Annotated in this window: 12 protein-coding genes and 1 pseudogene; 4 read left to right on the top strand and 9 right to left on the bottom strand. The window is 62.4% G+C overall.

Annotated features, from left to right (window positions below; translation table 11 throughout):
* Nucleotides 1-11 precede the first annotated feature (11 nt).
* From GKE62_RS15690 to GKE62_RS15675, 4 genes are all read right to left on the bottom strand, one after another.
* Complete coding sequence (locus GKE62_RS15690; RefSeq protein ID WP_154693048.1) at nt 12-2,213, bottom strand: hypothetical protein; 2,202 nt, start codon at nt 2,211-2,213, stop codon at nt 12-14.
* Nucleotides 2,210-2,410, bottom strand: a complete 201-nt coding sequence (locus GKE62_RS15685) for a hypothetical protein (RefSeq protein WP_195908460.1) — start codon at nt 2,408-2,410, stop codon at nt 2,210-2,212. The genes GKE62_RS15690 and GKE62_RS15685 overlap by 4 nt, the downstream gene beginning before the upstream one ends.
* Nucleotides 2,411-2,631: 221 nt before the next feature.
* Complete coding sequence (locus GKE62_RS15680) at nt 2,632-3,735, bottom strand: glycosidase (RefSeq protein ID WP_154693769.1); 1,104 nt, start codon at nt 3,733-3,735, stop codon at nt 2,632-2,634.
* A 26-nt stretch (nt 3,736-3,761) separates the two neighbouring features.
* Nucleotides 3,762-4,532, bottom strand: coding sequence for an SDR family oxidoreductase (locus GKE62_RS15675; RefSeq protein WP_154693046.1), 771 nt, complete (start codon nt 4,530-4,532; stop codon nt 3,762-3,764).
* A gap of 217 nt (nt 4,533-4,749) precedes the next feature.
* On the opposite strand from GKE62_RS15675, the gene GKE62_RS15670 reads away from it, so the two are divergent.
* Nucleotides 4,750-5,433 carry a hemerythrin domain-containing protein gene (locus GKE62_RS15670; protein ID WP_154693045.1) on the top strand — a complete coding sequence of 228 codons (684 nt, stop codon included), beginning with the start codon at nt 4,750-4,752 and terminating at the stop codon, nt 5,431-5,433.
* Nucleotides 5,434-5,860: 427 nt separating this feature from the next.
* The gene (locus GKE62_RS15665) at nt 5,861-6,109 is read left to right on the top strand and encodes a hypothetical protein (RefSeq protein WP_154693044.1); all 249 of its coding nucleotides are present in this window, start codon (nt 5,861-5,863) and stop codon (nt 6,107-6,109) included.
* 538 nt (nt 6,110-6,647) lie between these two features.
* Here the strand turns inward: GKE62_RS15665 and GKE62_RS15660 are convergent.
* The 3 genes from GKE62_RS15660 to GKE62_RS19835 are packed head-to-tail and all read right to left on the bottom strand — an operon-like array spanning nt 6,648 to nt 8,150.
* Complete coding sequence (locus tag GKE62_RS15660) at nt 6,648-7,601, bottom strand: magnesium transporter CorA family protein (protein WP_154693043.1); 954 nt, start codon at nt 7,599-7,601, stop codon at nt 6,648-6,650.
* Nucleotides 7,598-7,996 (bottom strand): CinA family protein, encoded by a 399-nt coding sequence (locus GKE62_RS19840; protein WP_370516106.1) that lies wholly within the window; start codon nt 7,994-7,996, stop codon nt 7,598-7,600. The genes GKE62_RS15660 and GKE62_RS19840 overlap by 4 nt, the downstream gene beginning before the upstream one ends.
* Nucleotides 7,920-8,150 (bottom strand): CinA family protein, encoded by a 231-nt coding sequence (locus GKE62_RS19835; protein WP_154693041.1) that lies wholly within the window; start codon nt 8,148-8,150, stop codon nt 7,920-7,922. The genes GKE62_RS19840 and GKE62_RS19835 overlap by 77 nt, the downstream gene beginning before the upstream one ends.
* 1,231 nt (nt 8,151-9,381) lie before the next feature.
* Between GKE62_RS19835 and gntA the strand changes: the two are divergent.
* Both gntA and GKE62_RS15640 read left to right on the top strand, forming a co-directional pair.
* Nucleotides 9,382-10,066 (top strand): annotated as a pseudogene (gene gntA / locus GKE62_RS15645) (guanitoxin biosynthesis heme-dependent pre-guanitoxin N-hydroxylase GntA).
* Nucleotides 10,063-10,674, top strand: coding sequence for a DUF1989 domain-containing protein (locus GKE62_RS15640; protein WP_154693040.1), 612 nt, complete (start codon nt 10,063-10,065; stop codon nt 10,672-10,674). The pseudogene gntA and the gene GKE62_RS15640 overlap by 4 nt, the downstream one beginning before the upstream one ends.
* 14 nt (nt 10,675-10,688) lie before the next feature.
* Here GKE62_RS15640 and GKE62_RS15635 read toward each other — a convergent pair whose 3' ends face one another.
* Together GKE62_RS15635 and GKE62_RS15630 are read right to left on the bottom strand one after the other, a co-directional pair.
* Nucleotides 10,689-11,666, bottom strand: coding sequence for a lysozyme inhibitor LprI family protein (locus tag GKE62_RS15635; RefSeq protein WP_154693039.1), 978 nt, complete (start codon nt 11,664-11,666; stop codon nt 10,689-10,691).
* A 281-nt stretch (nt 11,667-11,947) separates the two neighbouring features.
* The gene (locus GKE62_RS15630; RefSeq protein ID WP_370516011.1) at nt 11,948-13,588 is read right to left on the bottom strand and encodes an FAD-dependent oxidoreductase; all 1,641 of its coding nucleotides are present in this window, start codon (nt 13,586-13,588) and stop codon (nt 11,948-11,950) included.
* Nucleotides 13,589-13,809 lie beyond the last annotated feature (221 nt).

The raw sequence follows: 13,809 nt of genomic DNA, 5'->3' as shown, positions 1-13,809 counted from the left end.
ACGATAGTCCCTCACTCCCAACTCAGAACTATCCTGCCATTGGATGGCACCTCGTAGTCACGTCGCTTGCCGACCGACCGCCGTGCGCGAATGGTCTCGCCGTCCGCGGCACGCACCGTCGTCTTGGGCAGCTTGCCCGCACCCAGGCGCAGGATGCTGAGGCCCGCGACGCAAGTCTCTCCGCCGTCGAGCTGGATGCTGAGCACGTTGGCACTGACGCGTTCGCTCGAGCGAATGAAGTGGTTGCAGAACACCCGAAACGTCGCGCCTTCGACATTCATGTGCGATCGGGTCGCGAAGATGAAGGCGGCACCGCAGCCATAGATTTCCTGGCCGACTTGTCCGGCGGGCTGGCCATCGGGATAAAGATCCTCGAGCGGGAAGCTGAGCTTGCAGTCGATGTGGCCGTTGCGCTGGTCCTTAGCGAGGATTTCGGCAGGGAGAGCGTCGGGATAGTAGAACCACGCCCGGTCGAGAGCGTATTTGCAGTATTCAGAAACCAGCATGCGCGCCGCAGGTTCGAGATCGGGACCGCTGTCAGCAAGATAGTTCTCGAACGCCGCGTAGCTGTCGAAGCATTCGTAGATCGCCATGTAGGGCGCGTCTTGCAGACAGGTCACCGCCAGGAAGTTGTTGTAGTGGCGCGCCGCCGCGATCTCAGACTTCCAGATTTCGGCGTTGTGGAAGAAGCTGGCGAGAAACACGTAGCCCTGATCGCGATAGCGCTCGTCGTTGGTGATCCGCCACAGCCGCATACAGGCCGCCGCGCCCCATGCGGTGAGGTTGGCCTGGTAGTTGAGGTTGAAGCGCAGCCCCATCCCGGCATCGATCGCGGCGCGCGCCTCGTCGAGGAACCGGCTCTCGGCGGTCAACTGGTAGGCCTGGAGCATCACGTAGGCATACAGTCCGCCGACATCGGTCTGGCCGCGCCCGTCGGTCGCGTCCCGGGTGATGACCGTAAAGTCGGTCACATTGTACTGGATCGGCCAGCGGTACTCGAAATGGTGCGCAGCGCGGATCGCGAAGTCGATCGACTTGAGCAGCAAATCGCGCGACTGCTCATCGCCCGAAATTGCCAGACGCCCCAGATTGAGCAGGGGGTGATAGAGGTACCAGCTGTCGACCGCGTCGGCGTCCTTGTCCTTGCCGACGTTGGGCAGATAGCGGCGCAGCGTGCCGAGCTTTGGATCGAAGAACCGGCCCAATCCCTTCTTGAGCTTGGCTTCGAGCGGGTGGGGCTTCCCGTTCCAATTGCCCCAGGCGTGGATCGACGCCATCACCGACATCTGTACCATGATGTCCGGGTATTCGCTGGCAGTATAGGGATGGACGTAGAGATTGCCGTAATGCCGGATCGTTGCCTTGGGCGATGTCGCGAGGTCCTTGAGCGTCCGCCGCGATCTGGCGATCCAGTCCCGATACGCGGTCTCGGGCAAATCGAGCGCCTTGTAGGCGGCGCCAAGCATCTGCAGGAACCCGCGCGCGGAGGCCGCCTCGTCCTCGCCGACCGCATCGCGGAAAACGAGGATCGCATCCGAAACCACTACTTCCTCGCCCCTTTTCAGCGGTCTGGCGGGCGCCGATTGGTCGACGGCTTGCGAGGGCAGCAGGAATCCGAGTTCGGGCCATTCGCCGCCGACCACGCCATCGGGCTTGGTCCCGGTCGCCTCGAAGTACGGATTCAGGGCGGTGAGATTCTGGAAATACAGGACTTGTCCGAAATCAGGCTTGGTCATCCGAAAATAGAGCAGCCCGCTGTTGAGCCCACGTTGCGCGGCTTCGACCCTGCCTTCGCTGGCGAGCGGATTGCCTCGCTCGTCGATCGGATAGAGATCGCGCGGCTGGAATGGCATGAGGATGTCCGCCGCGGGGCGAAAGCGCGTGGTCACGCGGATGCGGTGGAGGTCAAACTCCTCTTGCCGGATTTCGATATCGTGGGTGCCCATGCTCGACTTCGCGGTTATGCCCAGCCGGGCATCGTTCGACGAAGCCGTGATGTCGTAATCCCCGAGCAGGAAAGCTGCGCGCAGTGCCAGCCCACCTCGACCGGGGCGGCGGATCACGACGAAGATCGACGATCTGGCAGCGATAACCTCGGTGGTTAGCGCGCCAATCGCCAAACGCCCAACGCGCGCGGACTCTCCGGACGCCAGGGCCTCGACGACTTCGGCGAGATACAGGCTGGCGGGTGGGCGATCGAGCAGCGTGGTCATCGGCTTTCTTCCCGCTCGCGACAGTGCGACATCCAGCGCAGCGCCATGCCGCCGATCGAGGCGCACACCCCGCCGACCAGGCAGGCCAGGAGGAGAGGCTTGGCGGCCGCCGATTCCCACGAAACGATCGCGAGCAGCAGCACGCTCAGCGTCGAGACGAGATACCCGGCACCCTTGAGCCGTGAGAGCCGATCCATCGCCACCTACGCGGCTGCTTTGGCCAGCTTCGCGGCTGCCGCGTTGAGCGCCTCACGATCGTTGCCGATCCGCATCTGCTTGTTATCGGACATTATTCCGCTCCTGAGCCAATGCACCCCGAACCGGGGAAAGCCGCGCCGGTTCCCGGACTTGGGTCCTTACCGCCGAGATCGGTGAGCGATGTTTCTGACCGCTACCGCGCGTCACGCTCCGCGCCGCTTCACAAGATCAGAGCATCGTTGGGCAGATGGGTGATGCGGCAGCACAAGTCCGCCTCGCCGCTGGCGACGATGAAATGGTCTCCGGCATCGGCGATGCCGGCGGTGAATACCACGTCCCGGACATAGAGCAGCTCGTCAAGCGGCCGGGTGAGTTCGGGCGCAGGCTCGATCAGCGGCGTATGGCTGGTGGCCAGGCAGCGCCACGGTTCATGCTCGTCGAGGAGCGACCAGTATGTCCGGTAGATGCCGACGATTTCCTTGGGCTCGACCCCGTGCCACAGGCTCAGCCAGCCGCGTCGGCCCGCGATCTCGGTCAGGATCGGTGGTGCGCCCCCGCCCATTCGCGCGGTGTGCGCTGTTGCCGCGTGTGGACGAATGCCGCACTCCAGCCGGGGCTTCCAGTGGAGGCCGTCGGGCGAACTGGCGAGGTTGATCGAAGGGCCGGCGCGCCACTCACTGTCCGGGGGGTAAGCGAAATAGAGATCACCGAGCGGCCGGGTCTGCGCCCAATATTCGCCGCCTATTAAGCCTTCGAATATCAGCATGTCCTTGTTCTGGTGATCGAGGACGATCCCCTCGAACTTCCACTCGAGCGCGTCGCCCGATCGATAGAGAGTGGTCGAGTGGCGTTCAGGGCTGACCGAGCACGTCGTCATCCAGTATGTGTCGCCGACCTTGCTGATCCGTGCGTCCTCGACCCCGTAGCACTGCCAAGAACCCTGCGGTGCGATCGCTCGATCATAGTGGATGGAGACGATCTCCGACCCGTCGGGGGTCAGTTCGACCGGCAGCAGCCACGACAGGCTTGTCAACGCCATGACCTTCCACCCGCCGCCGTGGAGCAAGAACTTGCGTGGATCGGCGGTGTCGGCGAGCGCGAGCGGCCAGCCGTCGAGGACGTACCGTCCGTCCACCCAGCGAATGGCGTGGACCTTGCCGTCACGCACCGGTTCGCGCAACGCCTCGGCGACGCGGACCATCAGCAGCAGATTGCCGTTGGCGAGCCGCGTCATCCCCGGGTTGAAAGCACCCAGCACATACGTCTCCGCATCGAGCTGGCCCGCGAGCGGCGAGCGCGCCAAATCAACGTGGAGCGGGGTCATAACCAGCCGGTCGAAGGCGTATGTGCTCACGGATGCTCGAGCCGGGTTTCGACGCGCATCAACGACACCGCACAACGCCGCGGCTGGGTCAGCATGAAGTGCGCCGCGGCGGCGATGTCCTCGGCACGCAGCATCTTGTCCTGCGTGATTAATTCACGCTGCTTCTCGGGCGCAAATTCGGGGTACTGGAAATCGGCGCCGGTGAAGCCTGGCTCGATCAGCCCGACCTTGATGTCCTTCTCGGCGAGTTCCTTGCGCAGCGAGGGAGCGAAGCCCTCGATCCCCGATTTGGCGGCGACGTAGATCGACGCGCCCGGCCCCTTCGAGACCGCGGACATCGAACCGATCAGAATGACGTCGGAGCCTGCGTTCATCCGCTCGACTGCGGCCTGAGTCGTGGCAAGGTAAGAAGTGAAATCGACCGCGATCTCGTAGCGCGTCTCGGCCTTGCCGGAATCGGCAAGCGCCCCGGCCGGGATCGCGGCGTTGATGACGGCGATGTCGAGCCCGCCCAGATATGCCTCGCCCGCTGCGAAAAACCGCGCAATTCCCTCGTCGTCCGACAGATCGACGGCCACGCCGTCACCTTCGCCGACCTCGCGGATTCGTGCCAAGGCGTCATCCAGATGCGCGGGCGTGCGTCCGCAGACGAACACCTTGGCGCCCTCCGCTGCCAGTAGCACCGCGATTGCGCGGCCAATCCCAGTGGTTCCCCCGGTAACGATCGCCTTCCGGCCTTTCAACGAGGGCCGCTGAGTATGCGCGTCGGACAAGTTACGAGTGTCGGCTTCGGCCATTGCGGCTCTCCTTCCGCCGTTCAAACCCACACCGGCGCAGGCGTTCCCTCGAGCACCGCGACGAACGGAGTCTTTCGCCAAGATGCCTCCCTCGTTGGCCGAACCGCTTCGTCGTGGCCTCCGCGCTGGAACTTTTGCAGGTCACCACTGTTCCAAACGAACAACTCCTTCCGCCTCTCGTGGGTTCACAAGCCGCTAATTTGGAAAGGAAATCGTCATGTCGCTGCTTGACCGGGCCATTGCCGCCATCACCCCGCCCGAATCGGAACAGGGTCGCGCGGAAGCGCGCCAGCGTGCCGAGCAATGCGCCAACCAGGCGCCCTGGTTGTTGCTGGTGCTAGATCACCACCGACAGGTCGACGACGCATTCGCCGCAGTGAAGGCTGCGAGCGATGGGTCGACGCGCCAGAAGAAGCTTAAGGAACTGGCCGTACTCCTGACCGCGCACTCGATCGCCGAGGAGGGAGTGATCTATCCCGCGCTGTCGGATAGCGGGGAGAACGGCCATGCGACGATGGCCTACACCGAACAGTCGGCCGCGAAGCTCCAGATCGGGTTGCTCGAGCGCCTCGATCCGATGAGCCAAGACTTCGAGGATAAGCTTGGCCACCTCGAGGGCGCGGTCAAGCACCACGTCTATCAGGAGGAAGGCACTTGGTTTCCGGAACTGATCGAGGACGCATCCGCGGCCGATCACAAGCTGATCGAGCAGCGCTATCGCGAAGAATTTGACCGGTACTTTAGAGGCGGAAGCGTGGGGAAAGGCTCCGCGTGCCGCTGGCGAGCAACCTTTCAACGAGAGCGGTCAGCTTTGAAGACAACCTTGTCCGCCCGCAACTGGATTGACGACCTGAGACGAACATCGGTGCACGCCCTTTCTTCTGTCCGCGGATTGGCATGAGGCTGACTGTGACGGGAGCCGCAGTCTGCCGTACGGCCACCTGGCGCAAATCTTCGCGGCCCGGTTTGAGGAGGATCTTGGTGAAACAGCCGGTCCCGCATTGGGCGTAAAGCGTTCAGCGCCGACCGCAATCTGCTGGACCGCATCCGCGATCAGGCGCACAATCGCGATGCCAGCAATGGCGGGCGGGACTTCCGGTCAAGTGGAGCCCGTCCTCAATCAACTTCGACTAAATGCACTGCTCGATAGACCCTCCGGCCTAGCCGCGGTGCCCACAAACATCGCCTACCGATTGAAACTTGTTTCAAATGATATTGACGTGGGCGTTGCGCGGTAGCGATATTTTCTTCGCACGCGGGGGCGAGTCGCGACTGCGTTCCCACCCCAATCATTGAGTCGCTTCCGCGCGCTATCGGGAGTTACTTCGATGTCGATCAGCAACATCGAATATTATCGCAAACGCATTGAGGAAGAGTCCCGACGCGCTGCATCCGAAACGGACATCAGCGTTCGTCATGTCCATCAGTCGCTGGTGAAGATGTATCGCATCAAGCTTCAGGCCGAAGAGGTGCGCGCTCAGCCTTCGGGCTCGGGTGCTCAACATACAAGAGTCGGTCTCGAGCAGGCATGCGAGGATTCGTGCCAGGCAACCACGATCCGCGTCCCTGCTACTTAGCCCCGAGCACGTCCGGCAATTCCCGATCTTCACGACGATCCGTCGGCCGGTCTCAGCGTTCCGCGATTGCCTTCGCGCGCTTCCGCATCCCGTCCAACACGACGCCGCCGTGGGATTGGCGACAGCTCTTCTGCGCATAGTCGCCCTCGTGGCCAAGCAACCTCCATAGGTTGGACGCTTGAGGCGGAACAGTAACCTCGGTTACCAGGAAGTAAGCCTGGGCGAGCCGGTGCAGGACCGTTCGGTCGACAGGCCTCTCATTTGCTTCGCGGAGCGCCGCATCCAATGCATCGACTGCCATGAGCGCCAGGCGGAAACGGTAGTGCGAGATGGACGAGCAGGGACCCTCCGTTCTTGAGAGCGTAGCAGCAACGCTTTGGCAAGCGACCTACGATGAACGAAGCTCCGGGCGTCGAATTTTTGGTTGGCCCACCCCTTCGCCAGCGGCGCGGCCAGCGAGGGGCGCCGAGTGCCAACGGCTCCTAACCCCGCTCTTGAAGCTGCACAGCGCTTTCGGGACTCCCGTTGCGCCGTGTCGTTACAGCCAATCCCGAACGCGGGCGAACCAGAACAGGGCCAACGCGGTCAGGATCATGGCCGTTGTCACGATGACGAAGCCGACAGCGCCGGTGTGGAAGAACGGGATGTCAAAGTTCATGCCGAAGACGCCCGCGACGGCGGCGGACAAGCCGATCGCGACTGTCACGATCGTGAGAGCCCGGACGAGATCATTGGTATTCTGGGCAGTCCTGGTAGCGTACAATTCGAAACTTCCGACCACGAGCTCGCGAGCCCGGTCGAGTGCCTCCTGGGCGCGGTTAAAATGCGCTTCGAGCGTGTGGAAGAAGTCGCGCTGGTCCTCGTTGGCAGCTGGATAAAAGTCCGGCCTCAGCATTCCGTGGACCAGCGGCCGATGCCAATCTAGCCGTGCGCGCAACCGTGCGGTGCGGCGGCGAAGTCTCGTGAGATCAACCAAGGGGGACTTGCGCGTGCGCTGATGAAGGATTTCGCTGTCGAGCTCATCCAGTCGCTGCTGAATGGCTTCGACTTCCTGGTGAAATTCCTCGAGGTGCCAATCCATGAGCGATCCGGCGAGGGCAAGAGGTGATAACCCACCCAAGAGTGACTCCCCCCGATCACGTTCTCGAAATTCCTCGAAATAGCTCACCCCGCCCGTTGAAACCGTGATGAGCCAGTGTTCGCCGACGATGAAGTTTATGGGATCGTCCCCGACGCACGCGCGCACCAAGCGGAAATTGATCAGGCTTTCATAAACTGCCACGCCGCGTCCGGCTCGCGTGTGCTGCGCCTGGGTCGCGCCCGTCGGCACGGCCAACTCGTCATAAACCCGTGCAACAACGTCTCCATCCGCCGTGTCGAGGTCGAACCACACGAGCTGATGCTGCCTCACCTGGTCGAGGTGTAGAGCTTCGTCGATCTGGATTGGCCTGTCCGAGCCCTCGGCGTCATAAAAAAACGCCGCCGAGCTCATGCGGCGTCTCCAGGATTATACGCGGAAAGCGCATCATCTAGCATTTCGAGTGCGGCTCTTGCGGCCAGCGCCCGTGTGCGATCGCGGCCGACATCGCCAAAATGGCATTCACGCTGGCAAAGGTACCCATTGCGGGTAGTCACGGCCAGATAGACGAGACCGGCCTCGTCGCGCTGTCCCGCAGGCCCGGCAAAACCGGTTACTCCGACGGAAGCACCAGCGTCCGAGCGTTCGAGGGCCTGCTCGGCGAGGCGCTTGGCTATAGCCGCGCTGACCACGCCTTCGCGTGCCAATTCGATTGGCTCAAGGCCGAGCACCTCACATTTTGCCTTTTCGGTATAAACGACGAATCCTCTGTCGAACCACTTTCCGAGACCTTGCTGATCGGTAAGCAGGGGAGGCGATGAGGCCGCCAGTGCAACTCTCCGCAGTGGTCAGACGGGCACACTTTTTCGCTGCAAGCTCGAGGATCTTACGCGCTGTTAATGAAAGTTCTTCCGCCTCATCAGGCAGGTCTCTCGAGCTGTGGCCAGTCTCACGTGACTTCACTGACTAGTCCTGTTGGGCGGTGACTTGAAAGCATGAGAAGTGATCGGGGGCTCTGGCCAAACGTGCCGCCCGCGGGTTGTTTCCCGTTGGATCCTCACGCTCAGGGCCGCTCGCTCGGTGCCGATATCGACGCCAGATGCCAATCAAGCGGTCGCGGCCTCTGTCGGTACGCCCTCATGCCAGTGAACGGATGCCAAACGCCGGATCACCCTGCAGTCGAGGGCTGCTGTGCTGGTATCGGTCGTTCTCTTCTCGGGGATGGCGCGATCAACCGCATCGTTCAAAGAGTTCCAGACGGTGCATGATACACAGTAGCCGCTGGTAGCGGTGAAGCTCATCATCCCGCTTGCCAAACTGTGCAACGACAGGGGCACGCGCCATCCGATTGCTGATGAGGACGGGCTCCACTTGACCCGAAGTCCCGCCCGCCATTGCTGGCGTTCCGATATGCGCAGGTTAACTTGGTCGCGACTACGTCTTCGCTAGAGAAGCGGGGTCAACAGAGCGTGGCGCCCGTCGAACCGAGCTAAGGTTGACGGCGAGGGCCAGCTAACCGGGGGGGCGCCCGAAAGAAAAACCGACCCGAACCGGAGCGTCGAAAAATTAACCGATCGGCTAAAGGCCTTCGTTTGGTGAATCGCCCTCCCAGGTTGGCGGCGGAGCCGCGTCCTCGTCGACCGACAAAAACGAGCGCGGCTCCTCATCGCGTCGGCAGAGACATTCTGCAGTTATCAATCCGCCGGCCAAGAACGCGATCACAACCGCGCCGATCATTAGCTACCACGACATAGACTTTACCCCAGGGCGACCTGCGTAAGCCTCTATCCAGGGGTGGGATATCACCAAAACGCCCCGGTGAGTCGCAAGAAAGTCGGGCAGTGCAGGCGTCCTTGAGCGAGAACTTACAAATGGATGGTCCATGCGGGGTGGCCGAGGCTGCTCTGTCAACGGCCTTGAGCTGTCTTTTCCCGCCGACGACCCAGGTACGACACGACTTGTTCCCCTGGTTTAATCCAGCGCACGGCCTCGTCTTGCGTCGCCAATACGATCGGATCGCCAGCATCGTCGCAGAGCGACTTACCTTCGATGTCGTTTACGATGAACCACCGCCACAATCTGAATTGGGGGTCCCGCTACCTAACGCGCCAACCGACGTAAATTGGCGGCGTGGCCCAAATCCGATGGAACCGCAGAGACTTAAGCCCGTTGGGCCGCAAAGGATTTCAACCGGATGTTCGTCGATAAAAATGCGCAGGCGCGCGCAGAATCCGCCTTGTTCGAAACGGTCGCCTCGCCAGACTTTCCCTGCGTAGGGGCGAAATCGGCTTTGGCGCGCGGTTCGCTCAAAGTCATGGCCTGCCTTTCACTCGAAAGCAGCTGGGACGATCTGAGCATTCATAGCGCGCTGCTCGAATGGGCCGACGCCTATCGCCGGGACCCGACCGGTCTGCGCAGCCTCGCGGTCTCGTTTGAGGGGCCCGACAACCTGGACGAAGCGCGCTTCGAGGCGCTCATGTGGCAGCGCATCCAGTCGTTCGCCGACAAGGACACCTGGCTTGGCCAGCCCTACGACCACCGCGTCAGCGCGGACCCCTCCGATCCGCACTTTTCGCTAAGCTTCGGCGGCGAGGCATTCTTCGTTGTCGGATTGCACCCCGCTGCCTCACGGCTGGCGCGCCGCTTTCCCTCGCCCCACGCTCGTTTTCAACCTCCACGACCAATTCGAACGCCTGCGTGAAGAAGGCCGCTACGACAAGATGCGCTCGAAAATTCTCGAGCGCGATATCGCGCTGGCCGGGGATATAAATCCAATGCTGGGGAAACACGGCGAAACGAGCGCGGCGGCGCAATACAGCGGGCGGCAAGTCGGGGCGGATTGGCGGTGCCCGTTTCGCGACCAGCGGGCTTCGCAATGACAACTGGACGGATACCACCGCGCAGTGGAACCGCATTTCGGCTCAGCGTGGGCCAGATATTGAAGATCACCGACCCCCAAGGCGTTCAAGTCTGCGATCTGCTTGCCTACAATGCGGCGGATGTGCGGGAGGTTATCTCTTCAGGGCGAACCTTCGACTATGAGGAGACCATCCGCCTGACCACCGGCAACCGGTTGTGGTCCAACCGCTCGAACCCTCTGCTCGAGATCGTCGAGGACACCGTGGGTCGTCACGACTTCCTGCTGACCCCGTGCAGCGAGGCGACGTTTCGCCATTTTTATCCCAACGAACCAGTTCACCGCGGTTGCTTCGGCAATCTCGCCGAGGCGCTCGCGCCCTACGGGATCGAACCCGACGCGATTCCCACAGCATTCAACGTCTTCATGAATGTGCCCGTCGATAGCGAAACCGGCCGCCTACAGGTTCTCCCGCCGATCAGCCGCGCCGGTGACTACATTCGCCTGCGAGCAGTGACCGACCTAGTTCTCGGCCTGACCGCCTGTTCGGCCGGGGCATCGAACGGGGGCTCGTTCAAGCCGATCGACTTCGAAGTGGAGCGGCAACCCAAAGCGCGCCATGGGACGTAAGGCTCGAAATCAGATCAGGGCCCCGCGGCGATGTCGCGGATTTCCGCCATGCGGTCTTGATAGGCCTGGGCGACGCATTCCTCGTTGGGGCAGCGGTTGCGGAAAGCAAGGAAGCGGTCGCGGCTGCGCCTGAGTTCGGCGCGCGTTCCGTTGTCCGCAGTGCTTAAGGCCGAGTAGAACTGCAATGACATCGCACGATCTAGCGCCGCGAGGCGCGAACTGGCGCACACCATTCTTTCGCTGCGCGCGCCGGCTTTGCGGCAGTCGAAGCTGGGATTGGAGGAGGCAGCTCGGGGGGTCGGTGCGGCGACCACCCGTGGCTGCGCTACCGTGCTGGGTCGCGAGACCTGCGCACGGACCTGCCGCGACACCGCCGCTGGAACCGGCGCGGTTTCGGGCGGTCGCGCCCCGGCCGTTGCAGACGCGGTCGGGACCGCGACTGCATTGTCTGCCAGTGCGCCGGAGCGCACCTTCGGAGTAGAATAGGTCGAGTGACGCAGATCGAACGCCGCCAGTTTGTAGATGATCGGCTCAGCCCCCTTGATCTGGTAAACCAGCCCGCTGCCATCCGCCGCCATTTGCGCTGCGTATTCGACGTCTGCGCTTAACCGTCGCACCCCGCCAAAGCCGCGCTCGGCGCCGACTGGCAGATCGAGCACGAAGCGCCCTGCGCACACCGTGACGTCCAGAGCCTCGTCGCGGCTCTTGACCACCGGGTTCTCCATGCGGACGGTTGAATATGTCGCCAAGGTGTCGAGGTTGGCAGGGTCGGCATTGCGGATTCGGACAGCCTCTTCGAACGCCACCTGTTTGAGCCGGTCGAAAGTTGCCGGCGAAGAACAGGCGGCCTGGAGCTTGCGCGCCAGGACCCGTTCGCGTGCTGCATTGCGAGCCTCGTCCGCAGGTCGGGCCGGCTCAAGTTTTTCGCAACCGCCCAGGGCGAGGGCAAGCGCGACGGCAGCGACAACGGGGGGATGAAGGGCAAATGGCATAGGCGGGCAAGTCCTGTCGCGACCGGAGCGGGCGGCCGCCCCAGCACAACGCGCAAAGCCGCCGTTACGTTCTCTGGAAATTTTGCAAACGCGCGCCGATAAATCTGAGACCCGATGCCCCCCAGCTCCGACTTTGGAAGCGTGGTTAAACACCAGTGTCAGAAAGAGGGCAGCAAGCCGACGGGCGGCTATGGCTTGGGTGCCAACCGAAACCTGCCTGCCTGCTGCCGGCCCCAAAATGACCTTGGCGTCAGATGGTGCGTGCCGCTGGCCGGCGGTCTTTAAGAGTTAAGTACCGACCAGATCTCGCTGACAACTACCGAACCCTCTCCGACCGCCGACGCGACGCGCTTGACCGAACTGGCGCGGACATCGCCGACAGCAAAGATGAGCGGATGTGATGTCGCGTGAGGAAACGCCGCGCCGACTTCTGTTCCAGTTTTGACAAACCCTTTGCCATCGAGCGAAACGCATGGCGGCAGCCAGCTGGTGTTAGGCGCTGCACCGACCATGACAAACAACGCACGTGTGCTAATCTCGTGTCGTCCGCCAGGTCCCTCGAGCGTTACGCACTGGAGCCAGCCATCCCCATGCAACGACCTGACGCAACTGCGGTAGTGGATGCTAATCGCAGGATCGGCCTCCAGCCGCCGTCGAAGGTAGTCGCTCATGCTAGCGGCCAGACTGTCGGCCCTTACAACCAGGTGGACGTGCCCAGCACTACGCGCCAGGTACGTCGCAGCCTGTCCGGCACTGTTGCCGCCCCCAATGATGATAGCCTCGCTGTTGCCACACAGGCGCGATTCCATCTCCGTTGCAGCATAATAGACCCCGGCACCTTCGAAGTCCTCGAGGCGGTCGATCGGCAAACGCCGATATTGCACCCCGGTGGCAATCACCACCGAGCGGACGCAGAATGATGTCTCACCATCAATGGTCACGCAAAGCGCGCCGTTGTCGCCTTGCTCCAGTTTGGTGACACGATGGGGCATGGCAAAGCGTGTGCCGAACTTCATCGCCTGTATCTGGCCCCGGAAAACCAGGTCGGCACCCGAAATGCCGGTCGGGAAGCCCATGTAATTTTCGATACGGCTGGAGGTCCCGGCCTGTCCTCCAATCGCAGTGTCTTCGATTACCAGCGCCGATAGTCCTTCCGCCCCGGCGTATACCGCCGCAGCGACACCAGCTGGACCGCTGCCGACGACGAGGACATCGATGTCTTCATGATCACAGATCGCGATATCGAGACCGAGCCTCCGGGCGACGGACAGCGGCGTGGGATCTACCAGTTCCTCGTTGCGGCCGAACACGACCGCGGGCCGGGGCGGCTGGATGGCACACGCACGTGCCGCGTGCTCGCCCTCCGCCGTTCCAAGTTGCACCGACCGGTATGGAATGCGGTTTCGGTTCAAAAATATCGCGACACTTTGGACCCGCGGATCGGTGTCCTCGCCGATCAGGACGAGGGAACTCGCACCCGCCTCGAACTGCCGGCGCCGTCGCGCCGCAAAGACGGTCAGGATGTGATCGCTGAGTTCAGGAATCTCACGCATGAGCCCGAGCATGACGGGGCGATCAACTTCGATGGTGCGAGTCTCGCACACGGAACGCATCGCCAAACCCCAGGCGCCACCCGCAAGAAAGCTCAGTTCGCCGGCGAACTGGGTTGGACCCAGGGTCGCATTGATGGGGCGCGTCCCTGTCGTCGGATCAAGCGGCTCGATCTCACCGTCGACGACATAGATGAAGCGGTCCATGGGTTGCCCGGCTTCGGCCACAATATCGCCGGCACGGTATCGCGCTTCACGCCCGACTTCGCGCAGCCGTGCAACATGCGACGCGGCCAAGGGCACGCGCGGCATGCTGGCTAGGTCAAGGCCTATCGTCTCCATGGTGGTCTTCGCCCGTTCTACGGTCAGCACCAACCATCAAAAAATGGTCGGGGGATTCACTTCGTTGTCGGCCGCGAGATCGGCACCAAAACGTGCTTCCCGGTTCCTAGGAGCCTTGAGACCGGCCCCGGTGATATGCAAAGTCAGCTAAGGACCAAAATAGAGAGCCGATCCATAAAAAACGCAGTGCGCCCGACGGTCCGGTCAGCGCCCGATCCCGATCATCGCCGACTTGACGACACATCGACGAT

Origin of the sequence: Novosphingobium sp. Gsoil 351, assembly GCF_009707465.1 — a bacterium.
Classification (GTDB): domain Bacteria; phylum Pseudomonadota; class Alphaproteobacteria; order Sphingomonadales; family Sphingomonadaceae; genus Novosphingobium.
The sequence above is the reverse complement of the archived record's forward strand: the minus strand, read 5'-3'. Positions and strand labels throughout refer to the sequence as shown.

Bases quoted from the DNA above. Each gene is read 5' to 3' on its own strand.
- GKE62_RS15685 (WP_195908460.1), bottom strand. From the start codon at position 2,410: ATGGATCGGCTCTCACGGCTCAAGGGTGCCGGGTATCTCGTCTCGACG.
- GKE62_RS15690 (WP_154693048.1), bottom strand. From the start codon at position 2,213: ATGACCACGCTGCTCGATCGCCCACCCGCCAGCCTGTATCTCGCCGAA.
- GKE62_RS15640 (WP_154693040.1), top strand. From the start codon at position 10,063: ATGACAACTGGACGGATACCACCGCGCAGTGGAACCGCATTTCGGCTC.
- GKE62_RS15670 (WP_154693045.1), top strand. From the start codon at position 4,750: ATGTCGCTGCTTGACCGGGCCATTGCCGCCATCACCCCGCCCGAATCG.
- GKE62_RS15635 (WP_154693039.1), bottom strand. From the start codon at position 11,666: ATGCCATTTGCCCTTCATCCCCCCGTTGTCGCTGCCGTCGCGCTTGCC.
- GKE62_RS15660 (WP_154693043.1), bottom strand. From the start codon at position 7,601: ATGAGCTCGGCGGCGTTTTTTTATGACGCCGAGGGCTCGGACAGGCCA.
- GKE62_RS15675 (WP_154693046.1), bottom strand. From the start codon at position 4,532: ATGGCCGAAGCCGACACTCGTAACTTGTCCGACGCGCATACTCAGCGG.
- GKE62_RS15680 (WP_154693769.1), bottom strand. From the start codon at position 3,735: ATGACCCCGCTCCACGTTGATTTGGCGCGCTCGCCGCTCGCGGGCCAG.
- GKE62_RS15665 (WP_154693044.1), top strand. From the start codon at position 5,861: ATGTCGATCAGCAACATCGAATATTATCGCAAACGCATTGAGGAAGAG.